Below are 25000 nucleotides of genomic sequence, written 5' to 3'. Positions count from 1 at the left end.
ACCCCGGGCAGCTGCGGGAAGGACTCCACGGCCATCCTCGGCAGCGTCGCGACGCCGATGCCCTGGGCGACGAGCCCTTCGACTGCGACGAAGTTGTCGGTCTCGAAGGCGATGCGCGGAGCGATTCCGGCGCGACCGCACAGCTCGAGCAGGTGACCGCGGCACCGAGGGCATCCGGCGATCCAGTCCTCGCCGGCGAGCACGGCGACGTCGAGCGCCGCGGCGGTCGCCGCGGGGTGCCCGGCCGGCAGCACGGCGAGCAGCTCATCGGCGCCGACGGTGGTGACCGAGAGCCCCCGTGCGCTCGATCCGTGCGGGTCGTCGCGGTCGCCTGGATAGCTGAAGGTGAGGGCGATGTCGGTACGGTCCTCACGCACCGCCTCCACGGCCTCGGGCGGCTCGGCCTCGACGTACGTGAGAGAGATCCCCGGATGCCGCAGCGCCAGGTCTGCGAGCAGGCGCGGGACGATCGTGGGAGAGGCCGATGGGAACGCGACCAGCCGCACGCGCGCGGCGCGCAGTCCCCTCAGCTCAGCGAGTTCGCCGGCCGCGGCATCCAGCGCCGTCGTCACGGCGGGTGCGTGGCGGGCGAGGACCCTCCCCGCGTCGGTGAGCCGGACGCTGCGCCCGACCCGCTCGACGACGGCGACACCGAGACGCTGCTCGAGGCGTTTGAGCTGCTGGCTGACGGCCGGCTGACTGTACCCGAGAGCGAGGGCGGCACCGGTGATGGACCCGGCATCGGCGACGGCCTTGACGACCCGCAGTTCGCGCGCGTCGAAACCGGGGTCGTCCTCGAGCACATCGGTCACGCGCCAATCATAAGACTCTGTTATGTGTCGCATGGGACACCTGCCGTAGACATGCGCAATCCGCGGGTTCACTCTGGATGCATGCCCGCACTCGCCGACTCCCCCGCTCTCGCCGCCGCGCGCCGCGAGTTCGACGGCGGCCGCGACTACCTCGCCGCGTGTACGGTGGGCCTGCCCAGCCGCGCGACGCGACGCGCCGTCATCGCCGATCTGGACGCAGCCGGATCCGGCCGGCCCGACCTCGCCGCGTACTGCGCGGCGGTCGAGCGCTCGCGCGGACTGTTCGCGTCACTGGTCGATGTGGGCGCCGAGCGGGTGGCGATCGGCTCGCAGACGTCGGTCGCGGTCGGGCTCGTCGCCACGGCGTTGCCGGAAGGGGCCGAGGTGCTCGTCCCCGACGGAGAGTTCTCGTCGATGGTGCTGCCGTTCGTGCACTCCGGCCGGGGCCTGGTCGTGCGCACGGCGCCCCTTCACGACCTCGCTGCCCACGTGCTCCCGAGCACGGCACTCGTCGCGTTCTCTGTCGTGCAGTCCGCCACCGGAGAGGTGGCGGATACCGCCGCCATCGTCGCCGCGGCGTCGCGGCAGGGCGCGCTCACACTCTGCGACGCGACACAGGCGGTCGGCTGGCTGCCGGTCGCGGCATCCGGCTTCGATGCCGTGGTGTGTCACGCCTACAAATGGCTCTGCGCGCCGCGGGGCGTGTCGTTCCTGACCATCTCGGACAGGCTCGCCGCGCGCATGACCCCGCTCAACGCCGGATGGTACGCGGGCGACGACCCGTGGACGTCGTGCTACGGCGGCGATGTCGAGCTCGCCCCCGACGCCCGCCGGTTCGACGTGTCGCCGCCCTGGCAGGCGTTCGTCGGTGCGGCACCCGCGCTCGAGCTGTTCGCCGCACTCGAGCCGACCGAGCTCCACGCGCACGCCACCGGGCTGGCCACCGCCTTCCGCGCCGGACGCGGCATCGCGGAGCCGAAGCGGGCCTCGGCGATCGTCACCTGGGACGACCCCGATGGCGGCGAGCTCGCGCGGCTCACCACAGCGGGGATCACCGCGTCGGGTCGATCCGGCCGCGCACGCGTCGCTTTCCACGTCTTCAACGACGAGGACGACGTCGACCTCGCGCTCGCAGCGCTCGGCCACTGACGCCTGCGCCGCCCGGCGCCGACTGCACTCGCTCGATGACCCGTCGACCGCGATCGTCACCGGCCTCGTCGAGACGCGGTACTGAGCGTCCGCCCGGCTGACACGCCGGGCGATCGCGGTTCTGAACCTCAGCCCGGCTGACTCGCCGGGCGAGCGCGGGATGCGCGCCAGCCGAGCGGAGCGAGCAGCACCGAGGCGGCGACGAGCACCAGCACGACGAGGGCGAGCCCGCCGTAGCCGATCCAGCCGAGCACCGCGCCGGCCGCGATCGCGCCGAGGCCGCCCACGATGCTCATCGTGAAGTCGCTGAAGCCCTGGCGCCGGGTGCGCAGCGCCTCGGACGACGACTCGGTGAGCAGGGTCGATCCGGCGACCGTCGACGCGCTCCACCCGAGGCCCAGGAGCACGAGCGCCACCGTCACCGCGGTCGTCGAGAGCTGCCCGAACGAGGCGGTGAGCAGCGCGGCCACGAGGAGGACCTGGCCGATGAGGATGGTCGGGACGCGTCCGACTTTGTCGGCGAGGATGCCGAAGACCGGCGAAAGCACGTACATCCCGGCGATGTGCAGGCTGATCGTCAGCCCGATGATCGACAGCGTCGCGGCCTCGGATGCACCGTGGGTCAGATGCGCCAGGTGCACCGGTGTCATCGCCATCACCGACACCATCGTGCCGTGGGCGGCGGCGACCGCGAAGATCGCGTAGCGTGCGGCGACCGGTCGATCGGCGTTGGCTATGACGCGGCTGCCTGCCCGAGCCGACGCGACGACGCGCTGTGCGAGGAGCAGCGGGTCGGGCCTCATGGCGACGAGGTAGAGCACGATGGCGAGTCCCTGAGCGACGAGCGTGAACAGGTAGGCGCCGGTGAGCGCCGGCATGCCGATCGCGCTGCCGATCACTTCACCGGGACCCGTGAGGTTCGGCCCAAGAACGGCGCCCACCGTGGTCGCCCACACGACGATCGAGAGATCACGGCCGCGGGAGGCATCCGTCGCCAGGTCGGCGGCGGCGAAGCGCGACTGCAGGTTGGCCGCCTGGCCCGCTCCGATGATGAGGAATCCGACGAGCAGCAGCGGGAACGCGGCCAGGGCGACGGCGACGATCACCAGTCCGACGCCGACGAGGGCGACCGCCATTCCTGTCGTGAGCGACAGCCGCCGACCCCGGCGGCGAGCGATCGCCGCGAGCGGCACGGCCGTCAGCGCGGTGCCGAAGGTCACCGCGGCCGCGGCGAGCCCGGAGAACGCGTCCTCGCCCGAGAGCTCTGCCGCAAGCACCGCACCGAGCGACAGTGTGGCGCCGAAGGCCAGTCCGCCGAGCACCTGACCGAGGGAGAGCACCCAGACCGTTCGCCGCTGAACCGCGGCCACCTCTTCGGCGGTGGTCCCGCTGTCGAGCCTCACACCGACGGGATCGGCGTGGGGTGTCCTGCCGCTCTCGTCAGGCGTCACGAGCCGTGTTGCGCAGGATGCCGAGACCGGTGATCTCGACCTCGACGGTGTCGCCCGCGACGATCTGGCCGACGCCGGCCGGGGTTCCGGTGAGGATCACGTCCCCCGGCAGAAGCGTGAACGCCGCGGAGGCGTACGCGATCACATCGGCGAGCGAGAAGATCATGTCGCTGATCGGGCCCTGCTGCCGGACCTCGCCGTTCAGGCGCGTCGTGATCACCGCCGGGCCGTCGACGTCGAACTCCGTCTCGATGGCGGGGCCGAGCGGGCAGGACGTGTCGAAGCCCTTGGCGCGAGCCCACTGCCCGTCGGACTTCTGCCAGTCGCGGGCGGTGAGGTCGTTGGCGATGGTGTAGCCGAAGACGTAGTCGAGAGCGTTCGCGGCCGGCACGTTCTTCGCGATCCGACCGATGACGGCGGCGAGCTCGCCCTCGAAGCTGATGAAGTCCGAGCCCTTCGGCAGCACGACGGCGTCGCCCGGACCGATCACCGTGGTGTTGGGCTTGAAGAACAGCATCGGCGCGGTGGGGACGTCGTTGCCGAGCTCCGCGGCATGGTCGCGGTAGTTGCGGCCGACGCAGACGAGCTTCGAGCGGGGGATGACCGGCGCCAGCAGCGCGACGTCGGCGAGCGGCACGCGCTCCCCCGTCGTGTCGTACCCGGCGAACATCGGGTCGCCGGCGAGGACGACGAGTTCCCCCTCGTCGACGATCCCGAACTTGATGGCGTCATTGTGGCTGAAGCGCGCGATCCTCACCGGATCAGCCTAGCCATCCCCTCCGACACGGAAAGCCCCGGGCGCCGCGCAGCGCGGGGCCCGGGGCTTTCATGAAGCCGATGGATCAGCCGTCGAGGCGCGTCAGCCACCCGTGGCGATCGGCCACGCGCCCGTACTGGATGCCGGTGAGCTCCTCGCGGAGCGACAGGGCCAGTTCGGACGCCGCGTCGCCGTCGTGGACGATCTCGTAGTCGTCGGCGACGAGCTTGCCGATCGGCACGATGACCGCCGCCGTGCCGCACGCGAACGCGCCCACGATGGAGCCGGATGCCGCACCCTCGCGCCACTCGTCGATCGAGACCTTGCGCTGCTCGACGACGAGTCCGCGGTCCTGCGCGAGCTGCAGCACCGACGCGAGCGTGATGCCCTGGAGGATCGAGTCGGACTCGGGAGTGATGAGGCGGCCGTCGTCCGTCACGAGGACGAGGTTCATGCCCCCGAGCTCCTCGATGTAGCCGTCGTCGAGGAAGAGCACCTGCTGGCAGCCCTTCTCGTAGGCCTCCGCCTGCGGCAGCAGGCTGGACGCGTAGTTCCCGCCGGTCTTCGCCGCGCCCGTGCCGCCCTTGCCGGCGCGGGCGTAGCGGGTCGACAGCGCGATGTTGACCGGCTGCACGCCGCCGGCGAAGTAGGCGGCCGCGGGGCTGGCGATGAGGTAGTACCCGACCTTCTTCGCCGCACGGACGCCCAGGAACGCCTCTTTCGCGAACATGAAGGGGCGCAGGTACAGGCTCGTCTCGGGCGCCGTCGGAACCCACGCGCTGTCGACGGCGATGAGCTCGCGCAGCGACTCGAGGAAGTACTCGGTCGGCAGCTCCGGAAGCGCCAGTCGCTGCGCCGAGCGCTGCAGGCGGGCCGCGTTGCGGTCGGGACGGAAGGTCCAGATCGACCCGTCGGCGTGACGGTAGGCCTTGAGGCCCTCGAAGATCTCCTGCGAGTAGTGCAGCACGGCCGCAGCAGGGTCGAGCGGGATCGGGCCGTAGGGCTGCACGCGCGGCCGGTGCCATCCGCCCTTCTCGGACCAGCAGATGTCGACCATGTGGTCGGTGAAGTGCTGTCCGAAGCCCGGATCGGCGAGGATCGCCTCGCGCTCGGCATCCGGCGTCGCCTCGGTGTTCCGCGTGACGTTCCAGACGAGGCCTGCGGCCGAGGGCGCCTGGAGGGGAAGGTCGATGGTCATGGGTGGAATCCTCTGTCGGTAGGACGACGTGATCTCAGATTACGCCTGGAGTCGGGCGACGATCGCGTCGCCGATCTCTGTCGTCGTGCGGGTCGCGCCCGCGTCGGAGCCGCGTGCGGCAAGATCCTCCTCGACCGCGGTCGTGACGCGGCGGGCCTCGTCCTGGAGCCCGAGATGATCGAGCAGCAGTGAGACCGAGAGGATCGCGGCCGTGGGATCGGCCTTCTGCTGGCCTGCGATGTCGGGCGCCGATCCGTGCACGGGCTCGAACATCGAGGGGAACGCGCCATCGGGATTGATGTTCCCCGAGGCTGCGAGGCCGATGCCACCTGTGACGGCACCGGCCAAGTCGGTGAGGATGTCGCCGAAGAGGTTGTCGGTGACGATCACGTCGAAGCGGCTCGGGTTCGTGACCAGGTAGATGGTGGCCGCGTCGACGTGCACATAGTCTACGGTCACGTCCGGATGCTCGAGCGCGACCTCGTCGACGAGGCGCTTCCAGATGCCACCGGCGTGGACGAGGACGTTCGTCTTGTGCACGAGAGTGAGCTTGCGGCGGCGGCGCTCGGCCAGATCGAACGCGTAGCGCACGACCCGTTCGACCCCGAACGCGGTGTTGACCGAGGTCTCGTTGGCGACCTCGTGCGGCGTGCCGGTGCGGATCGACCCGCCGTTGCCGACGTACGGCCCCTCGGTGCCTTCGCGGACGACGACGAAGTCGACGTCGCCCGGCGCGGCGAGCGGCCCGGGCACACCCGGGTACAGCTTCGACGGCCGCAGGTTGACGTAGTGGTCGAGCTCGAACCGCAGCTTCAGCAGCATTCCGCGCTCGATGTTGGCGTTCTTGAGGCGAGGATCGCCGGGAACTCCCCCGACCGCGCCGAGCAGGATCGCGTCGTGGTCCTTGATCGCGGCGAGGTCCTCGCCGGTCAGCGTGTCGCCGGTGTCGAGGAAGCGGGCGGCGCCCAGCGAGAAGCGCGTCTTCTCGAAGCGGATGCCGCTGCCCGCGGCCGCGGCATCCAGCACCTTCTCCGCCTCCGCGATGACCTCCGGACCGATGCCGTCACCCGGGATGACGGCCAGCTTCACGACGCGCGACATAGTGCTCCTACGACTTCTGGCGGGACCCTCCCAGGGTAGTGGCCGCGATGACCCCCGCGATGACGACCAGGACGGCGCCGATCAGCGCAGTGACCGTGACCCCGGCGTCGAACGCCGTCGCCGCCGCCTCGAAGAGCGCCTCGCCGGTGCTGCCGCCGATCTCTCCGGCCGCGTGCACCGCACCGGCGAGGGTCTCGGACGCAGCCTCGGCCGCGGCATCCGGAACCCCCGCGGGCACGACGAGGTTCGTGCGGTAGAGCGCCGTGAGGATGCCGCCCAGCACGGTCGTGCCCAGCACGGCACCCAGTTCATAGGCGGTCTCGGAGACCGCGCTCGCAGCTCCCGCCTTGGCCGGCGGAGCGCTCGAGAGGACCAGCTCGTTCGAGACCGTCTCCGCCGCGCCGATGCCGATGCCGAGCGAGACGAAGGCCGCCACCAGCGCTGCGATGCTCTCGGGTCCGGTCGCGAAGGCCACGGTCACGTAGCCCGCCACGGAGAAGATCAGCGCCACAGGGACGACGATGCGAGCGGGCCACTTCTTGGAGATCGGCACGACCACGAGACCCGCGACGATCATCATCGCGAGACCCGGAACGAGCGCGAGGCCCGCCTGCATGGGCGAGAGCCCGACGATGAGCTGCAGGTGCTGCGCCACGAAGAAGAGGAACCCGACGAGCGCGATGACGCTGAGGAGGTTGACCATCAGCGCGCCGCTGAAGCTCCCCCGGCGGAACAGGCGCATGTCGAGCATCGGTGTGCGCGCCCGCAGCTGGCGCCGCACGAACAGCACGCCGAACCCGAGTCCGGCGAGCATCGGCAGCCAGGCGGCGACGGCGAGCCCATGCACGGCGAGCTCCTTGATCCCGTAGACGATCGGGATCATCGTCGCCATCGAGAGCGCGATGCTCAGCGGGTCGATGCGGCCGGGCTTCGGATCGCGGCTCTCGGGCACGAGCAACGGCGCCAGCACGAGCAGCGGGACGAGCACGGGCACCGACAGCAGGAACACCGAGCCCCACGAGAAGTGCTCGAGCAGGAGTCCACCCACGATCGGGCCGAGTGCCGCGCCGGCGGAGAACATGGCCGCCCACACCGCGATCGCAAGGCGGCGCTGATCGCGGTCGGTGAAGATGCTGCGCAGCAGCGACAGCGTCGAGGGCATCAGCATCGCGCCGAACACGCCCATCCCGGCGCGCGCAGCGATGAGCCAGGCGGCGCTCGGGGCGAAGGCGGCGAGCACCGACACCGCGGCGAAGCCGGTCGCGCCGATGAGCAGCATCCGTCGCCGGCCGAACCGGTCGCCCAGCGTCCCCATCGTGACCAGCAGCCCCGCGAGCACGAGCGGATAGGCGTCGATGATCCACAGCTGCTGGGCGCTCGACGGCCCCAGCTCGAGTGCGATCGACGGGAGTGCGAAGCTCAGCACGGTGTTGTCGACCGAGACGAGCAGCACCGGCAGCATGAGCACGACGAGCGCCGCCCAGCCGCGCCAGCCGACCTTCCGTCCCTGGGCATCGGCGAGCGAGAGTTCTTGTGTGAGAGTCATCATTTCTATACCGTCCAGCCGGTATAGTATCAGAATGCGCGGCCAGCTGTCGATACGATCGACGCCATGAGCCGCCCTCCCCTCGCCCGCGAGAAGGTGCTCGACGCCTTCGAGCAGATCCTCATCGAGGAGGGCGAGCGCGCGGCGACCATGGACGCCACCGCGAAGGCGGCGGGCGTGTCGAAGGGCGGTCTGCTCTACCACTTCGGCACGAAGGAGTCGCTCGAGTCGGCGATCATCGACCGCCTGCGGACGCTCGTCGCCGAGGATGTGGCCGTGATGGCCGCCGCTCCGGAGGGTCCGATCGCGTACTTCCTGCGCACATCGGTCATGGCCAACGATCCGATCGACCGCGCGATCCTGGCCACGTCGCGGCTTGCGCAGGGCGGTGATCCGGTCGCCAGCGACGCACTGCGAGACGTCCGCGAGCAATGGGGCGCCGCGCTGCGCCCGCACACGAAGGACGAGGTCGCCCTCGACCTGGTGATGCTCGTCAGCGACGGGCTCTACTTCAACAACGCCCTGTCGGGCGGCTCGATCCCGGGGCCTGTCCCCCGCGGTCCCGCGCTCGATGCTCTCATCGCCCTGGTGGAGGGCGCCAGCCGGATCTGAGCTCTCCGAGCGCTGCAGGCTCAGCACTGCCGGGCGAGGGCGCGCCGCGCGCGACGGAGCATGGCGTGCACCACGAGCGGGTGCGCGAGCGACACCGGGGTGAAGTACACCCGGCCGCGCCAGTCGTTGAACGTCACCACGGTGGTCACGCGCACGACGGCGGCCTCGGCATCCACCCCGACACCGCAGCGGAAGGTGAGGTGCTTGTCGGCGTACTCGATGAGCGCCTCTTCGCCCACCACCGTCCGAACCTCGAACACTCCGCGCGGCGCGGCCTCCAGCCCGAGAAGCGGGGCGAGCGCCATGCGCACACCCATCGCCGCCTTCACCCAAACGGGCGCTGACGACGGAGCGAACAGGGTCTCGGCCCACACGCGCGGGTCGTCGGTGCTGCGCGGCGGCTGGGATGCCAGGATCACGTCGCCGTAGTCGAACCGCGTCAGCCCCTCGAAGGCCAGGCTGCGGAAGACCGGACTCCCGCCGGACGCGGGCACGGGGGCAGGCGACTGCGCGGATGCCTCCCCCGGTGCCACCGCTCAGTCCTCGGTGACCTCGATGCGGCGGAACAGGTCGGCGCCCACCGCTTCGCGCATCTCGTCGAGGAGGTCCTCGGGCACCGGCGAGTCCACCGTGAGCACCGACAGGGCGCGTCCGCTCGCGTCGGCCTGCGCCACCTGGAGCCCGGCGATGTTGATCCCCGCGCTGCCGAGCTTCTGGCCGTAGATCGCGACGATGCCGGGACGGTCGGCGTAGCGCATGACGAGGTGATGGCGCTCGATGGGCACCTCGATCTCGTAGCCGTTGATGCCGACGACCTTGGGCACCATGCGCGTGCCGGCGAGCGTGCCGGCGACCGTGAGCACGGAGCCGTCGGCGAGCGTACCGCGCAGGATCGTGATGTTGCGGTAGAGCGGGCTCTCGGCCTCGACGATCAGCCGGGTCTCGATGCCGCGCTGCTCGGCGAACAGCGGCGCGTTCACGTACGAGACGTTCTCGCTGACGACGTTGGCGAGGATGCCCTTGAGGGCTGCCAGCCGGTAGACGCTGACGTCGTAGGCCGCGAGCTCGCCGCGCACCTCGATGTCGAGGCTCGTGAGGGCACTGTGCGCCAGCCCGGTGAAGAACTGTCCGAGCTGCTCGACCAGCGAGATGCCGGGACGCACGAAGGGGTCGATGATGCCGCCCGCGACGTTCACCGCATCGGGCACGAGGTCGCCCTCGAGCGCGAGCTTGACGGACTTCGCGACCGAGACGCCCGCCTTCTCCTGCGCCTCGTCGGTCGAGGCGCCGAGGTGCGGCGTGACGACGACGTTGGGCAGGCTCAGCAGCGGGAACGCGGTGCCCTCCGGCGCGGGCGGCTCGCTCGTGAACACGTCAAGGCCGGCTCCGGCGATCTCACCCTCGTTCAGAGCTGTGTACAGCGCCTCTTCGTCGATGAGGCCGCCGCGCGCGACGTTGACGACGAACGCCGTCTTCTTCATCAGGCGGAACTGCTCGGCGCCGATCATGCCGGTCGTCTCGGGAGTCTTCGGCATGTGGATCGTGACGAAGTCGCTCTGCGCGAGCAGCTCGTCGAGGTCGAGCAGCTGCACACCGAGCTGCTGGGCGCGCGTCGGCGTGACGTAGGGGTCGTACGCGACGACCGACACCCCGAACGCCTGCAGTCGCGCGGCGATGAGGGCGCCGATGCGGCCGAGGCCGATGATGCCGACGGTCTTCTCGAAGATCTCGGTGCCGGTGTACGAGCTGCGCTTCCAGGCGCCGCCGGCGAGCGACGCGTGAGCGGCCGGGATGCGGCGGGCGAGGCTGAGGATGTGCCCGACGGTGAGCTCGGCCGCCGAGATGATGTTGGAGGTCGGTGCGTTCACGACCATGACGCCGGCCGTCGTGGCCGTCTTGATGTCGACGTTGTCGAGGCCGACGCCCGCGCGGGCGACGACCTTCAGCACGGGAGCCGCGGCGATCGCCTCGGCATCCACCTTGGTCGCCGAGCGGATGAGCACCGCGTGCGCATCGGCAAGGGCCGACAGCAGCGCGGGGCGGTCGGTGCCGTCGACGTGACGCACGTCGAAGTCGGGCCCCAGGGCGTCGATCGTGGCGGGAGACAGTTCTTCGGCGATGAGGACGACAGGCTTCGGCACGGGTGGTTCCTTTGGGGGCGGTGCGCGAGCGCGCGGAGCAGGGCAGACCGGATGCCGCGCCGCACGCCGTCGGGGGCGAGGCCTGTGCCAGCCTACCGCCCGTGCGGCGACCCGCCCGACCGTGTGACAACCGCCGGGCTCGAGGGTCGAGAGCCTCAGCCGACCAGCGAGGCGCTGTAGCCGACGGTGTACGCGATGACGTTGAGCCAGAACACGGAGACGAGCGCAAGGCCCGTCACCATGACGAGCAGCAGTTCGTGCGCAGGGCGGCGGTGGCCGAGCACGAACGCGCCGCCCCATACGACGATGGGGAACACCGCAGCGAAGATCCACACGAACCAGCCGAGAGCGTTGAGCGACATGCCCGCGTCGCCGTAGAAGCCGATCGTCTCGACCAGGTTCCCGATCGCGTTCCACACTGCGTAGGCGTAGAACAGCCCCGCGAGCGCCGATATCGTCACCACCAGCCACAGCGGCGCCCTTCGAGTGCGACGTGCTGCGGCATCCGTGTTCTGGCCGGTCATTGCCCCACCGCCCCGATCAGCACGAACGGCCACGGCACGAGCAGGACCGCGCCTGCTCCGAGCCACGCGAAACGCACCCACGTGCGCCCCGTGCGGGTGAGCAGGACCACCGTCGCGAACCACAGCACCGGCGCGAGCACGGCGAGCCAGAGGCTGCCTTGGTACATCAGATCTGTGACCAGAAACGGTCGCCATCCCTGCAGTCGCAGGCCACCGACGATCCAGCCGATCGCGTAGAGCGCGTACACGCCGCCCAGCACGCCGAGGGCGACGAGCGCGCCGTTGCCCAGCGATCGCGGCTCGGCCACGGTGTCGCCGCCGGCCGGCGTCTCTTCTTCAACGGATGCCGCATCCGGGGTCCCCGCGGCGCCGACGGCCTCGCTGCCCTTGCCGACCGCGGTGTAGCCGTGCGGAAGCTCGGGCACCGAGGATCGCGCGGGCGCCTCGGGTGCAGGATCCGACCCGGCGGAATCACCGAGGTCGAGCGTGGGATCGTCGTCGCCGTCCCAGGAGAGGGCATCGTCGTCGCGTCCGGTCGTCACGCGTTCCAGAGTAGTGCGGCCGGAGGCGATGACGATGTGCACCGAACCGGCGGTCGCGGATCCGCCGGTTCACTCCCCCGGTGTGATGCACTGCACGCGATCGGCGCCGCGGGGTGCCGCGACCACGACGTGTTGCAGGCATCCCGGCATCCGGCCGATCGCCGCCATCTTCTCGGTGGCGACGAGGCGGTCGATCTGGTCGGCCGTCATGCCGGCGAAGCGATCGTCGCGCGCCGCCGTGACCCTCCCGATGAGCTGCTCCAGACGGTCGGCCGTCAGGTGCTGATCGAGTCCCTCCGGCCTCACCGGCACCTGCCGGGCCGTGTCGGTCTGAGGCGCCTGCGCCTGCGCGCCGGTCTGACAGGCGGCCAGTCCGAGCAGCAGCGTTCCGGCGGTGAGCGCGGCGGCCGCGCCGCGCACCAGGCGGGTGCGGCGCGGGGTTGCCGTCGTTGCGTCCATGATGATTCCTTCCACGAGCTCCCGCCCCCGTCGGCGGGAAGCGATACTTCACTGTCGGACGGGTGCGTATCCGGCCCGCCCCGACGGATATCCGTCGCATATCCGTCCTCTGCGCGGCTCTTGACCGGTGCGGACGCCGCGCTCAGACTTCAGGTGTGAGGATCCGGGTCTTAGGACCGCTGGAGCTGGGGGACGGAACGCTGGGGCCGCGCGAGCGGGCGCTGCTCACGGCGCTGATCGTGCGCCGCGGCGAGGCCCTCCGGCCCGCGGAACTGGCCGAAGCGTGGTGGGGCGACGACCTGCCCGCGACGTGGCCGCAGCAGATCCGCAACTCGATCGCGCGAATCCGCTCCCGGCTCGGAGCGGACGCGATCGCGACCCTCGCCTCGAGCTATCGCCTGGACGTGGACTCCGACTCGATCGACGCGGTGAGGTTCGAGACGCTGGTGACCGCAGCACGCGCCCACGCGTACCAGGGCGACGATAAGCGGGCGATCGATGCCTACCGCCGCGCGCTCGGGCTCTGGCGCGGGACGCCGCTGCAGGACGCCGCGGGCTGGCATCCGGGCGATGCGGAGTCCCGTCGGCTCCTGGAGATCCGGGCGACCGCCGAGGAGGAGCTGCTCGACGCGAGACTCCGCGTCGGTGAGCACCGCGCGGTCCTCGCCGACGCCGAACGACTGGTGCGCGCGGAGCCGCTCCGCGAGGACCGCTGGGCGATCCTCGCGCTCGCGGACTACCGCTGCGGGCGCCAGAGCGACGCCCTGGCGGCGATCCGCGCGGCCCGAATGCAGCTGAGCGAGGAGCTCGGGATCGAACCCGGCACGCGGCTGTCGGTGCTCGAGACGGCGATCCTGCGCCAGGATGCCTGGCTCGATGTTCCCGACGCGCCGGTCGAGCAGAGCACGCAGTGCCCGTATCCGGGTCTGCGAGCCTTCGGTCCCGAGGAGGCCGACCTGTACTTCGGCCGCGAGCACGATATCGACGCCGCGGTGGAGCGCACCCGGGCGGGAGGCATGGTGATCATCGCCGGTCCATCCGGCATCGGCAAGTCCTCGCTCGTGCTCGCAGGAGTCGTGCCGCGGCTGCGCGAGTCCGGAAGAACCGTCGAGATGGTGGCCCCCGGTCCTGACGCGGGTTCGCTGCTCGAGGGCGCCGCCGCCCGCGCCGACGTCCTCGTCGTCGACCAGGCCGAGGAGATCCTGGCTTTGCCGCCCGCAGACCGGGACGCGTTCGGCACCGCGGCGGTCTCTGCGATGAGCCAGGGACGGACGCTGGTGATGACGGCGCGTTCGGACGCGCTCGACCCGCTTCGTGCTCTTCCTGGATCCGGCGACGCCCTGGCAAGCGGCATCCTCCTTCTCGGCCCCATCTCGGTCACCGGCTGCCGCGAGGCGATCGAGGAGCCCGCCCGCCGGAGCGGACTGCGGCTGGAGCCTGGCCTCGTGGAGCTGGCCCTGCGCGACCTCGGCGACCGTTCGGGCACGCTGCCTCTCCTTTCCTACGCGCTGCGCGAGACGTGGATCCGCGGCGAAGGCGGCACGCTGACGGTGGCCGGCTATGAGGACTCGGGCGGCATCGCAGGTGCCGTCGCCCAGTCGGCGGAGTCGGTCTACCAGCGCCTCAGCCCGCACGAGCAGGACGTGTGCCGTTCTCTGCTGCTGCGCCTGCTCGAGCGCGAAGAGGACGGCACGGCCACGCGCCGACGTGTGCCCCTCGCCCCGATCCTCGAGGATCCGGGCCGGCGGCGCGTGGTCGAGGCACTCGCGGGTGCCAGGCTGCTCACGCTGGACGACACGTCGGTAGTCGTGACGCACGAGGCCGTCGCCGGCGCGTGGCCGCGCCTGGCCGACTGGCTGGACGAGGACGCGGACCGCGCCCGCGTGGTGCGCCTGGTGGAGGCTGCCGCCGCCGCGTGGGGTGCCGACGGACGCAACGACGAGGACCTCCTCCGGGGAGCGCGGCTGCACACCGTCCTTGCCGACCGGGAGCATCTCGAGGGCGATCTCACCGAGGCCGAGCGGAGCTTCGTCGCCGAATCGGAAGAGCGCGAACAGTCCGCGGTGCGGCAGCTCGAGATGCAGGCGGCGCGCGACCGTGCCCACAACCGCACGCTCCGAGCGGCCCTCGGGGCTGCGGCCGGCCTCCTGGCCGCCGCCGTCGTCGCCGGTGGGATCGCCGTGGTCCGCGGTCAGGAGGCCGCGGCGGCCTCCGAGTCGGCGCGCATCGAGGCGCTCGTGGCGTCGGCGCTCGTGCAGCGCAACTCCGACCGGGACCTCGCGGCCCTGCTGGCCGCCGAGGCCTACCGGCGGTGGCCAGACGACGATCGCACTCGCAGCGCGCTGCTGGGACTGGTGATGGGCGCTGACGGACTGGTGCGTCGAGTCGACTACGGAGGCGCACGCGTGGCCCTCGCGCCCATCCCGCGAAGCGAAGAGGCCGTGCTCGTGCGGGACGACGAGGACGGCTCCACGGTGGGATCGTCGACATGGACACCGGTGAGGTGACCCGTGAGCTCGACGTGCCTCTCGTCCCTGCGGAGACCCCATGGGACCGCGCCGTGGCAGTGAGCGACGGCGGCCAGATCCTCGCGATCCAGACGCCGATGTGGGCTGCCGAGGCCGAGGAGGAGTGCTGTCGCAACCACTTCCTCTTCGTGGATCTGGGGACGGGGGAAGCGCTCCACAGCAGTCAGGTGCTGAACGCGCGCACGACCTTCCAGATCGCTCTGCCAGAAGACGGCTCGGTCGCCTACGTGGGCAACCCGGTGACCCACGACCTGCAGGCGATCGATGTGGCCACAGGGGAAGTGACGGTCTCGTCGCCGGAGGCCCTCGCCGACCACACCGGAGTCGACGGCGACTCCGACAGTGTGGCGATCATCGGGCCAGATGCGGTGGCCGTCGGCTCGCCTGAGGCTCTCCTCGTCTACGACGATGCGTCGGCCGCGCTCACGCGGCGCATCCCGACGGAAGGCGACCTGACCTCCGCCGGACTCGTCGGCGATCGCGCGGGGGGCGTCATAGGAGCTGGACCGGACGGCGTCGCGCGCTTCGACGTCACCCGGGGCGAGATGACATGGCGCGCCGTGGTCCCGCCAGGGCGGCCGTGCCAGTACCTCGCATTGGTCGAATCCTCCGGCGTGATCTACTGCTCGCGCCTGGGCACCGTCGCGGCGCTCGATCTTGCAACGGGCACCTGGACCGGCGAGGAGTTCGCCACGCTGATGGACGAGTATGTGCTGCCGCTGCCCCGGGTCGGAGGAGAGGAGATGCTTCTTCACGCGCCGATCGCTTCCACCACCCTGTACCGCCGCCTGGACGGGACGGGTCCGGCGGCTGCGCTCGTCGCCCGGGGACGGCTGCTGGCGGGTGGGCTCGATGCGACGGGGGATGTCGCCATCACGACGTCGGCGGACGGGACCGGCTTCCAGCGATGGGACATCGAGGCGGACGTCCCACGGGGAGGTGCCGAGGAGTGGCTGTCGTGGATCGGTCCAGACGAACTCGAGCGATTCTCGATCGAAAGCGGCCTCGAGATCGTCGCCGACCACGACCTCGACGCCGGGAAGAACACCGTTGCGCACCTGGATCCCGTGATCGTCGACGCGCTCGGCGACGAAATCGTTCTCGTGCCAGGCCGGCCCGGCCCGCACGCCTTCGCGTTCGCGCCGGGGGTGAACACGTTCTTCGCAGTCGATCCGGCGACGGGCGAGGCGGCCGGTGATGCGCTCGAAGTGCCCGGCATCGAAGGGCGCATGTTCCTCAACCGCGTGAGCGAGAGCGCGGACGGGTCGAGAATCGCCCTCACGTACTACGACACGGGACCGCAGCAGACCTATACGGCAGTGCTCGATCCGCGCACCGGTGAGCTGCTCGCGCATGGCGCGCCCGCCACCGAAGGCAACGCCATCACCGGCACCGGCGATCTCATCACCGTGAGTGACGCCACGCTGACCCGCCACGACCTCGACACGCTGGAGCCCATCGTGTCGTTCCCAAAGCCTTTCAGCAGCGGCAACGCGATCCAGGTCAGCGACGACGGCAGCACGATGCTGGTCGTCGGCTGGGACAACCGGGCGGCGCTCTACGGACTGGACGGCGCGGTCAAGCTCGGCGACACGATCGATGCGCCTTCGCCCGAGCTCGCCCGGGGAGCCCAGCTCTCGCACGACGGCCGCCGCCTCGTGACGGGTACCGCCGACGGAATCCTCGTGTGGGACCTCGACCCTGCTCTCCACGCCAGGGCCGCGTGCGACATCGCGGGCCGTGAGCTCACGGCCATCGAGTGGGCGACGTATTTCCCGGGCGAGGATCAGCGCCCGACCTGCACACCCGACTAGCGGGGCGCCCGCCGTCAGTCGAACAGGCGCAGCATCAGTGTGTGCCAGGTCTCCGGGCCGACGATGCCGTCCGCCGGCGGCAGGAAGACCTGCTGGAACTGCCGCACGGCCGCGTCGGTCTGCGGGCCGAAGTCGCCGTCGACCGTCACGCCGGCCAGCAGCGTCTGGACCGCACGCACCGCCTCACCCTTGGACCCCGCAGGGCCGTCGCCCTGCTTCACGGTGATGATGAGGCTCGGCCAATCGAGCTGGCCGAGTGTGGTCGAGATCTCGACGGCCCGCAGGGTCTGCTGGAACGCCTGGACGGCCTGGCCGCTCAATGGGCCGAACGCGCCGTCTGCGGCGATCGTCGCGCCGTGCGCGCGCAGGAGGTGCTGCGCCGCGAGCACGCGCCAGTTCGTCGCCTGTGACGATCCCTGCTTCACGAGCGCCCACGGGCGCTCCCCCGGCACGAACGTGCTGAAGAACGACCATGTCTCGCGGCCGGCCACGCCGTCGAGCGAGAGCCCCCACGACTCCTGGAAGAACTCGACGCGCTCCCTCGTGATCGGGCCGAAGTCCCCGTCGATGACGAGCGGGTCCTCCCCCGGCGAGCGCGCGAGCCCGAACTGCTGGACGGCGCGCACGGCGTCGCCCGTCGATCCCTGGTGCACGGCGACGACGAGCCGGGGCCACGTGATCGGCCCGACGATGCCGTCCGACGGCACACCCTGCGCGGTCTGGAATGCGCCGACCGCCTCTGCGGTCGCGGGCCCGTACGCTCCGTCCACGGCCACGGCGTGGCCGTGTGCGCGCAGCAGGTACTGGATGCCCGGAACGATCGCGGCGGACGATCCCGGTCCGACGGTGCTCCACGGTTCGACGTTCATGACGGCTCCTCTGATCGGTGTCCGATGCGGGGGCTGGCCCCACTCGCTTCCGAGGTGTCGACGGTGCGCCGTGATACGTCCGTCCCGAAACGACGCGACCGCACCTCAGCCCGCGGCGGCGACGGCCTCCGCGACGATGCCGGCGTCTGTCACATCGTGTCCGGCCGCGCCGCCGCCGGGTCCGGACGGCGCGTCGCGGCCTGCCCGCGAGCGGGCGGACAGATGCACGGCGTCCACGCCTGCGGCGAAGAGAGCGGGGATGTCGGCCGGCCGCACTCCGCCGCCCGCCATCACCTCGGCGCCGCCGGATCGCGCCGAGAAGGCGGCCAGCGCGTCGATGCCGTCGATCGACCGGGTCGCGCCACCCGAGGTCAGCACGCGGTCGACGCCTTCCGCGACGAGGGCGTCGAAGACGGCGGCGGGGTCGGCCGAGGCATCGACCGCCCGATGGAACACCAGCGTCGCGGGCCCCGCGGCATCCCGCCATCTCCGCACGGTGTCGACATCGAGGCGGCCCGCCGGCGTCAGCGCGCCGACGACCACTCCGCCGGCACCCCGCTCGATGCAGGCACGGATGTCGGCCGACACCAGCGCGACCTCCTCGGCGCTGTACACGAACCCGCCGCCGCGCGGGCGCACCAGAACGTTCACCGTCGAGGGGTCGACGGCGGCCAGCACACCCTCGAGGACCGCGAGCGACGGCGTGAGCCCGCCGACGTCCAGCGCCTGGCACAGTTCGAGCCTTGTGGCCCCCGCCCCGATGGCGGCGCGGGCGCCCTCCGGGTCTTGGACAGCGATCTCGACAGGACGACGTGCTGACATGCCGCGAGCCTAGCCGGGCGTTCGCGCGGCTGCAGACAGGGTGAGACCCGCCGCGCTCGGGGCGGCGGGTCTCTACGGATTCAGGAGAACCGCAGCCGACGCGGCCTCGTGAAGAGGTTGCGGAACCACACGCCGACCCCGGCGACGGCATGCACGGTCGGGCTCGCGGGCGTGATCGTGACGCCGCGATCGGCGATGCTGCGCAGAATCTCGTTCTCGCGATTCAGGCTGGCCGCCCGCTCGCGATCGAGCCGGTCGGCCGTGAATGTCAGGGTGTTCCCGTCCATGGCCGTTCCTTTCGTGTTGATCGCCTGCTTCGGCGATGCTGTGATGTTCTGAGTGAGGTCTCGCTTGCGGTGATACCTGGGCTCCCCCGCTCCTTCCCTGTTCGGACGCAGCTTCCGCGTCCGGTGATGCCACCCTCGCGCCCGGTGGTACTCGCCGCGCCGTCGACCGGTACTCATCCGGTACTCGCCGGCCATGCGCGTCATTGACGCGGCGTGGTGGGCGTCCCACACTGCATTCATGGCCATCAGGGTCCTGGGGCCGCTCGAAACGGGGACAGAGCACGCCCTGAGCCCGCGGGAGCGGGCCGTGCTCGCCGCACTGATCGTGCGCGTGGGACGGACAGTTGCGCCGGGCGAGCTCGCGGAGGCCTGCTGGGGTGATGATCCGCCTCGCACGTGGCCTCAGCAGGTCAAGACTTCGGTGGCGCGCATCCGCGCGGGTCTCGGCACCACCGCCGTTCTGACCCGAGGCTCGGCGTACGCGCTCGGGATCGATCCCGCGACCGTCGACGCGTTCGAATTCGAGCGCCTCGTCTCCTCCGCTCGGCAGCACGCCCTGCACGACGAGAACGACCGCGCTGTCGAGATGTACCGACGCGGGCTGGCGCTGTGGCGCGGAGTCGCCTACGTCGAACTCGTGGACTGGGAACCCGCGGCGGTCGAGGCCGAGCGACTCGCCGCGATCCGCGACAGCGCTGAGGAGGAACTCCTCGAGTCGCGACTGGCTGAGGGCGAGCACCGAGCCGTGATCGCGGACGCGGAGCGGCTCGTGCGAGCGGCGCCGTTGCGCGAAGAGCGCTGGGCGGTCCTCGCGATCGCCAACTATCGGGCGGGCAGGCAGGCCGAGGCGCTCGCCACCGTTCGCGCCGCACGGGCGCGGCTCGTCGACGAACTCGGCATCGACATCGGCGCTCGCCTTCGCGAGCTGGAAGCGTCGATGCTCAGACAGGACCCGGCACTTACCCTCGTCAGGACACTGCACCGGGTGAGCGACGCGTGTCCGTACCGCGGCCTGGCCCCCTACTCGCCCGCTGACGTTGACGCGTTCTTCGGCCGCGACGACGACGTGGACGACATCCAGGAGCGGGTGCGCCCCGGGTCCCTCACGGCGGTGGTCGGCGCGTCGGGGTCCGGGAAGTCTTCCCTCGTGCTCGCCGGAGTGCTCCCGCGTCTCACGAGCGGACGCACGGTCGTCGTGCTGACAGCGGGGCGCGACGCGGCGCTCGACCTGCGAGCCCGGATCGAGCAGCGGGGCGCGGCCGACATCGTGGTCATCGATCAGGCCGAAGCGGTGTTCCAGCTCGCCGAGCGGGAGCGAGACGAACTCTGCGCGATCGTCGCGGACGTGCTCGCTGCCGGTTCGGCGGTGCTGATGACCTTGCGCAGCGAATTCCTCGATCGTGCGACGGGCCTGCCGTACGTCGGCACGGCGATCGGCCGTGGGGTGCTGGCGATCGGCCCGCTCACTGCCGATGGTCTCCGCCGGGCGATCGAGTGCCCGGCTGTCGGTGCCGGCCTGCGGCTCGAGCCCGGGCTGGTCGAGGTGATCGAGCGGGATGCCGGAGATCGCCGCACGACGCTCCCCCACGTCTCGCACGCGCTGGTCGAGACATGGGTCCGCCGCGAGGGGGCAACCCTGACGGTCGCCGGGTACGAGGCGTCCGGCGGCATCGCGGGAGCTATCGCCCAGTCGGCCGAGTCCCTGTACCGCTCCCTCGACGCGCACGACGCCTCCGCGTGCCGCTCGCTCATGCTGCGCCTGGTGCACCGAGGTGCGGACGGCGTCTCCGTGCGCCGCACCGCCTCGCTCGCACCTCTCGCAGCCGACCCGGCACGCCGCAGAGTGATCGATCGACTCGTGGCGGTTCGACTGCTGACCACCGACGCCGACGACATCACGGTGGCCCACGAGGCGATCGCCACAGCGTGGCCGCGGCTCGACGGCTGGCTCGAGAATGATGCCGAAGGTGCACGTCTCGTGGGCACGGTCGCCACCGCCGCCGAGCTGTGGCACGGATCCGGCCGGCGCAGCGAGGACCTCATGCGTGGGGCTCGGCTGCAGGGGGCGCTGGACTGGCGGGCGGACTCCGAGCCTGACCTCACCGCGGTAGAGCAGGAGTTCCTCGACACGTCCTCCGATCGGGAACGGGACGAGGTGCGCGAACTCGCGGACCGCGCCGCGCGCGACAGACGCAACATCCGTGGACTGCGGTGGACGATCGGAGGTGCGTGTGTCCTGCTGGTCGCTGCGCTCCTCGGCGGCGGGCTCGCCGCGGTTCGGGGCGCGGAAGCGGCGGCTGCGGCGGAGAACGCACGCGTCGAGGCCCTCGTGGCGACATCGCTCTCCGTGCGCGCGAACGACCGGGAGACGGCCGCGCTGCTCGCCGCCGAGGCGTTCCGCCGATGGCCGGAAGACCCTCGCGTGCGCTCTGCGCTCCGGGGAGTCATGATGAGCACCGGCGGCCTTGTCGACACCCATTTGGCGGAGGCCACGTACCAGCCCGCGATGGACGTGATCCCCGGTTCTGCGACGGCGGTGCGCGTCTCGTCCGAGGCGGAAGGGTCGGACCAGGCGACGATGCACGTCATCGACCTCGACACCGGCGAGGTCCGCGACCCGGTCGAACTCGACCTTCCGGCGGCAGTGCCGTTCGCCACACGAACCGTCGTGGTGAGCCCCGACGGCTCGACCGTCGCGATCCAGTCGCCGGCGTACCCGGGTCCCTCGGACCACACCGGATGCTGCTGGAGCCACGTCGCGTTCGTCGACCTTCGCACGGGTCGGCTGTCGCGGGCTACCGTGATGGTCCAGGCCCAGCTGTCCAGCCGACCGGTCTTCGATGAGACCGGACGCATCCTGTACTTCGCGCATCCCCTCATCGGCGACCTCATCGCCATCGATTCGGTGACAGGAGAGATCCACGCGTCGAACCCGGCCGCCCTCGACGAGCAGCCCACACCCGAGGATCGCGACCTCGGGCTGACCATCGTCGACGAGCGATCTGTAGCCGTCGCCGCAGGCGACGAGATCCTGATCTACGATCGTGCAACGCTGACGGTGACACGGACCATCCCGCTCGACGGCGACATGGCGGGCTCTGCCGTCATCTCCGATGGACAGGGAGGTGTCGTCGCGACCGGCGTGGACGGCACCGTCCGTGTTTCTCTCGCTACGGGCGAGACGCTGTGGCGACGAACGGCGGACCCCACACGGAACTGCAACACCCTGCACCTCGTCGCGCAGTCGAGTGTGGCCTGCGGGTCGTTCGCAGGAGCAGCGCTGATTGATCTGGAGACCGGAGAGACGCGGCGTGAACAGACCGCGCTCCAGCTCAATCTCTCGCCCGAGTTCGAGACGATCGACGACGAGTCTCTACTCGTCACTGTTGACACCTTCTCGATGTGGATGCGGTGGCGAGTCGACGGCGGGGGTGCCGGCGCGGATGTCGTTGCGAAGGGGCGTGAACTCGTCGACGGCCCGGAGGCCGGGGGATCAGTCGTGGTCACCCAACCTGTCGGCGGAGGTCGTATGCAGCTCTGGGACCTCAAGCGCGATGCACCGGTGGGTGAGGAGGCGGACCTGATCGTTCCGCTCGGCTCCGGCGTCGTGGCCCGCTCCGACGGCACCGGCCGACCGTCCTTGCAACGCCTCGCGGGCGAGGAGATCCCGCTGACCGTCCCCGACCTGCCGGAATCCTTCCACCTCGTCCCCGGCGGGTGGGCTCACCTCGCCTTCGCGTGGTGGGCGGACGCCGTCGTCGCCTTCGACCCGTCGACCGGCGCGCCCCTCGGACCCGCGATGAATCTGCCCGGTGTGCAGTTCGTCGATGTGCTCTCGGCAAGTGAGACACCCGACCAGCAGCGCGCGGTCATCACATGGTGGGAGGAATCGATCGGCTCGACGGAGACCGCGGTCTTCGACATCTCGACCGGCGATCTCCTCGTTCGCGGGCTCCACGGCCTCGAGCAGAGTCACGCCCTCGACAGCGATCAGGTGATCGGCATCGAGGCCGAGAATGCGCGCCGCTACGACATCCGCACTCTCGAGCCGATCTCGTCGCTGGCCCGGGCGATCGGCGGCAGTCAGCTGATATCGGCGAGCAGCGACGGTCGAACTCTGCTGAGTGTGGGGTTCAACAATGCGCTCACGCTCTACGACCTCAGGGCGGATGTGGCCCTCGCCGCTCCGCTCGACAGCGATGCGCCAGGCGTGCGCCTCCGAGGCGGCTACCTCACGGCCGACGGCGAGACGCTGCTCGAGGCGCTTCCCGACGGCATCCGCATCTGGGATCTGCGTCCCGTCGAGCAGGCGCTGGACGCGTGCGCGTTGGCAGGCCGCGAGCTGTCGGAGGAGGAATGGTCGACCTACTTCCCAGATGAAGAGCGAGTCGACACGTGCGCCGCTCTCACGTCCTGACTTAGCTCCGCGAGGTCCCCGGAGCCCGCGAAGCCCCGGCTCCCGCCCGAGGGAGCCGGACCTTCGCCGCCGGGATCAGAACACGGGGATGCCGGCGCGCACCAGCTTCCAGTTCACCACGTGGAAGTCGGCGGGATCGATCACGCCCGTCGCGGACGCGTATGCGACGATCGCCTCGCGAATGGCGACCTGGGCGTTGTAGACGACCGGGGCCGCCGCGATGTGCGGGAACCCGCCACCGCCGGACTGCCGGTAGTTGTTGACCGCCACCACGAAGCGCTGGTCGGCGGCGACAGGCACTCCCTCCCACGCGAGGTTCGCGATGCGCGAGCCCTGCGCCTGCGAGATGTCGATGTCGTAGGTCACGCCCGAGAACTGGTCGAAGTTGTAGTCCTGTGTCCCGAGGGCGTTCGTCCATGTAGCGGGGGCCACCGCTGCGTCGGGAGCCACCGTCAGGAAGTACTTGGCGGAGTACTCGAGGTAGTCCTTGATCTGTGCTCCTGTCAGCACCGAGCCCAGCAGCGTGTTGTCGTAGATATAGAGGCCGGCGACGTCTTTGATCGTCACCTGGCCCGCCGGGAACGTCGCCGCACGGTTGAACGGTGCCGCGAGAGAGATGACCGGAAGGGATGCCTCGGCCGTACCCGCGATCGCCTTCGATACCGTATCGATCTGCACGTGGTTGACGTAGTCGAGGATCGCGGTGTCCTTCCAGCAGGACTCGGCGGCCGACAGCGTCTCGGTCGAGGTCGCCACCGGGGTGTTCACGTACGCCACGACCGCGTCGTGCTGAGCCTTCACGACCTGCACCAGCGCCGGGTCGTCGGCGACCGTGTTGGTGTTCACCGTGAGCGACTTCGCCGCGGCCACGACCCACTGACCCCGCTCCATGGTGAGCTCGAGGTCGAAGACGCTGAGGCGCTGACCCCAGTTCTTCGGTTCGCTCATCACGACCTCTTTGCCTGTGACCTTGTTGATCACCCGCACTTCCGGCTTGTCGAGGTGTGCATGCCCGAACAGGATCGCGTCGATGCCCGGCACCTCCTCCGCCAGCATCCGGGCGGCGTTCTCCACCGGCAGGTCGGAACCGTACGAGGACAGGCCGCTGTCGCCGGCGTGCACGCTCACCACGACGACATCGACCCCCTCGGCGCGCATGACAGGTACCCAGCGGGCAGCCGTCTCCACGACGTCCAGAACGTCGAGGCGACCGCTCACATTGCCCTTGTCCCAGATCACGACGCCCGGATTCGTGAGCCCGAGCACTCCGACGCGGATCGGCTTGTATCCGGGCACGCGCATCTTCTTGACGATGTAGGGCCGGAACGCAGGCTCGGTGGTGCCCGCGTGCACGGCGTTGGCGGCCAGGGCGGGGGCATCCAGCTGCGAGATCCAGTCGTCGAGGAAGTCGAGCCCGTAGTTGAACTCGTGGTTGCCGAGCGCCACGGCGTCGTAGCCGATCGCGTTGAACCCTGCTGCGATCGGGTGCACGGCGCCGGATGCGTTCACCGGGTCGACGGTCGCGTAGTAGAAGCCGAGCGGGGAGCCCTGGATGGTGTCGCCGGCGTCGAAGAGCAGCGTGCGTTCACGGCCGCGGTCCGCGCGGATCTGGTTCACGAGGCTCGAGACGCGGGCCAGGCCGATGGTGTTGCCCGCGCTGTCGCTGTAGGCGGCGTCCTTGTAGTAGTCCCAGTTGAGCGCATTGGCATGGATGTCGGAGGTGCCCATGATCGTGATCGTGACCGACCTGCGACCGCCCTCAGCCGCCACCGCCTTCGGCGTCTGCGCCCAGCCCGCCGCGGCGAGGACGCTGGCCGCCGAGACGCCGACGAGGAAGTTGCGGCGACTGAGACCCGACCGAGGCGGGGTGTCCGCCTGAGGGTCGACGTCGTGGTCGGATTCGTGATCAGGCATGTGTTCTCCCATGGCGAGGATCACACCACGCGCGCGTGCCCGGCGACAAGGACCGGC

Annotated in this window: 20 protein-coding genes; 5 read left to right on the top strand and 15 right to left on the bottom strand. The window is 70.8% G+C overall.

Annotation, left to right across the window (positions count from 1 at the left end; all coding sequences use genetic code 11):
* A partial coding sequence (locus tag ACI3KX_RS04110) for a LysR family transcriptional regulator (RefSeq protein ID WP_404907893.1) occupies positions 1-812 on the bottom strand: 812 nt, incomplete at its 3' end.
* Positions 813-893: 81 nt separating this feature from the next.
* Between ACI3KX_RS04110 and ACI3KX_RS04105 the strand changes: the two genes are divergently transcribed.
* Positions 894-1961, top strand: coding sequence for an aminotransferase class V-fold PLP-dependent enzyme (locus ACI3KX_RS04105; protein WP_404907892.1), 1068 nt, complete (start codon positions 894-896; stop codon positions 1959-1961).
* 128 nt (positions 1962-2089) lie between these two features.
* Here the strand turns inward: ACI3KX_RS04105 and ACI3KX_RS04100 are convergent, their stop codons facing one another.
* The 5 genes from ACI3KX_RS04100 to ACI3KX_RS04080 form a co-directional block, all read right to left on the bottom strand.
* Positions 2090-3364 carry an MFS transporter gene (locus ACI3KX_RS04100; protein WP_404907903.1) on the bottom strand — a complete coding sequence of 425 codons (1275 nt, stop codon included), beginning with the start codon at positions 3362-3364 and terminating at the stop codon, positions 2090-2092.
* Between the two features lie 37 nt (positions 3365-3401).
* The gene (locus ACI3KX_RS04095; RefSeq protein ID WP_363357184.1) at positions 3402-4169 is read right to left on the bottom strand and encodes a fumarylacetoacetate hydrolase family protein; all 768 of its coding nucleotides are present in this window, start codon (positions 4167-4169) and stop codon (positions 3402-3404) included.
* An 85-nt stretch (positions 4170-4254) separates the two neighbouring features.
* Complete coding sequence (locus tag ACI3KX_RS04090; protein WP_404907889.1) at positions 4255-5367, bottom strand: branched-chain amino acid aminotransferase; 1113 nt, start codon at positions 5365-5367, stop codon at positions 4255-4257.
* 39 nt (positions 5368-5406) lie between these two features.
* Positions 5407-6468: a 3-isopropylmalate dehydrogenase gene (locus ACI3KX_RS04085; RefSeq protein WP_349427275.1), complete on the bottom strand. Its 1062-nt coding sequence runs from the start codon at positions 6466-6468 to the stop codon at positions 5407-5409.
* A gap of 7 nt (positions 6469-6475) precedes the next feature.
* The gene (locus ACI3KX_RS04080) at positions 6476-8017 is read right to left on the bottom strand and encodes an MFS transporter (protein WP_404907887.1); all 1542 of its coding nucleotides are present in this window, start codon (positions 8015-8017) and stop codon (positions 6476-6478) included.
* Positions 8018-8080: 63 nt separating this feature from the next.
* On the opposite strand from ACI3KX_RS04080, the gene ACI3KX_RS04075 reads away from it, so the two are divergent.
* Positions 8081-8626, top strand: a complete 546-nt coding sequence (locus ACI3KX_RS04075; RefSeq protein WP_349427274.1) for a TetR/AcrR family transcriptional regulator — start codon at positions 8081-8083, stop codon at positions 8624-8626.
* 20 nt (positions 8627-8646) lie between these two features.
* On the opposite strand, the gene ACI3KX_RS04070 is transcribed toward ACI3KX_RS04075, so the two are convergent.
* The 5 genes from ACI3KX_RS04070 to ACI3KX_RS04050 form a co-directional block, all read right to left on the bottom strand.
* A complete protein-coding gene (locus ACI3KX_RS04070; RefSeq protein WP_404907884.1) occupies positions 8647-9120 on the bottom strand; it encodes a DUF2867 domain-containing protein in 474 nt (157 codons plus the stop codon).
* A 42-nt stretch (positions 9121-9162) separates the two neighbouring features.
* A complete protein-coding gene (gene serA, locus ACI3KX_RS04065) occupies positions 9163-10767 on the bottom strand; it encodes a phosphoglycerate dehydrogenase (RefSeq protein ID WP_349427272.1) in 1605 nt (534 codons plus the stop codon).
* Between the two features lie 155 nt (positions 10768-10922).
* Entirely contained in the window at positions 10923-11291 is a 369-nt protein-coding gene (locus tag ACI3KX_RS04060; protein ID WP_363357180.1) for a bacitracin resistance protein, read from the bottom strand.
* A complete protein-coding gene (locus tag ACI3KX_RS04055) occupies positions 11288-11833 on the bottom strand; it encodes a DNA polymerase III subunit gamma/tau (RefSeq protein WP_363357179.1) in 546 nt (181 codons plus the stop codon). Before ACI3KX_RS04055 ends, ACI3KX_RS04060 begins: the two co-directional genes overlap by 4 nt.
* Positions 11834-11902: 69 nt before the next feature.
* Positions 11903-12292, bottom strand: coding sequence for a hypothetical protein (locus ACI3KX_RS04050; protein ID WP_363357178.1), 390 nt, complete (start codon positions 12290-12292; stop codon positions 11903-11905).
* Positions 12293-12447: 155 nt separating this feature from the next.
* On the opposite strand from ACI3KX_RS04050, the gene ACI3KX_RS04045 reads away from it, so the two are divergent.
* Together ACI3KX_RS04045 and ACI3KX_RS04040 are read left to right on the top strand one after the other, a co-directional pair.
* A complete protein-coding gene (locus ACI3KX_RS04045; RefSeq protein ID WP_404907880.1) occupies positions 12448-14799 on the top strand; it encodes a BTAD domain-containing putative transcriptional regulator in 2352 nt (783 codons plus the stop codon).
* Entirely contained in the window at positions 14781-16634 is a 1854-nt protein-coding gene (locus tag ACI3KX_RS04040; RefSeq protein ID WP_404907878.1) for a WD40 repeat domain-containing protein, read from the top strand. Before ACI3KX_RS04045 ends, ACI3KX_RS04040 begins: the two co-directional genes overlap by 19 nt.
* 14 nt (positions 16635-16648) lie before the next feature.
* Here the strand turns inward: ACI3KX_RS04040 and ACI3KX_RS04035 are convergent, their stop codons facing one another.
* From ACI3KX_RS04035 to ACI3KX_RS04025, 3 genes are all read right to left on the bottom strand, one after another.
* Positions 16649-17503 carry a peptidoglycan-binding protein gene (locus ACI3KX_RS04035; RefSeq protein ID WP_404907875.1) on the bottom strand — a complete coding sequence of 285 codons (855 nt, stop codon included), beginning with the start codon at positions 17501-17503 and terminating at the stop codon, positions 16649-16651.
* Between the two features lie 105 nt (positions 17504-17608).
* The gene (locus ACI3KX_RS04030) at positions 17609-18325 is read right to left on the bottom strand and encodes a copper homeostasis protein CutC (protein ID WP_404907873.1); all 717 of its coding nucleotides are present in this window, start codon (positions 18323-18325) and stop codon (positions 17609-17611) included.
* Positions 18326-18405: 80 nt separating this feature from the next.
* Entirely contained in the window at positions 18406-18612 is a 207-nt protein-coding gene (locus ACI3KX_RS04025; protein ID WP_404907870.1) for a hypothetical protein, read from the bottom strand.
* A gap of 238 nt (positions 18613-18850) precedes the next feature.
* On the opposite strand from ACI3KX_RS04025, the gene ACI3KX_RS04020 reads away from it, so the two are divergent.
* Positions 18851-23029 carry a BTAD domain-containing putative transcriptional regulator gene (locus ACI3KX_RS04020; protein ID WP_404907868.1) on the top strand — a complete coding sequence of 1393 codons (4179 nt, stop codon included), beginning with the start codon at positions 18851-18853 and terminating at the stop codon, positions 23027-23029.
* Between the two features lie 75 nt (positions 23030-23104).
* Here ACI3KX_RS04020 and ACI3KX_RS04015 read toward each other — a convergent pair whose 3' ends face one another.
* Positions 23105-24943, bottom strand: coding sequence for a bifunctional metallophosphatase/5'-nucleotidase (locus ACI3KX_RS04015; RefSeq protein WP_404907866.1), 1839 nt, complete (start codon positions 24941-24943; stop codon positions 23105-23107).
* Positions 24944-25000 lie beyond the last annotated feature (57 nt).

The sequence above is a fragment of the Microbacterium sp. ZW CA_36 genome, assembly GCF_044987475.1.
GTDB lineage: Bacteria > Actinomycetota > Actinomycetes > Actinomycetales > Microbacteriaceae > Microbacterium.
The sequence above is the reverse complement of the archived record's forward strand: the minus strand, read 5'-3'. Positions and strand labels throughout refer to the sequence as shown.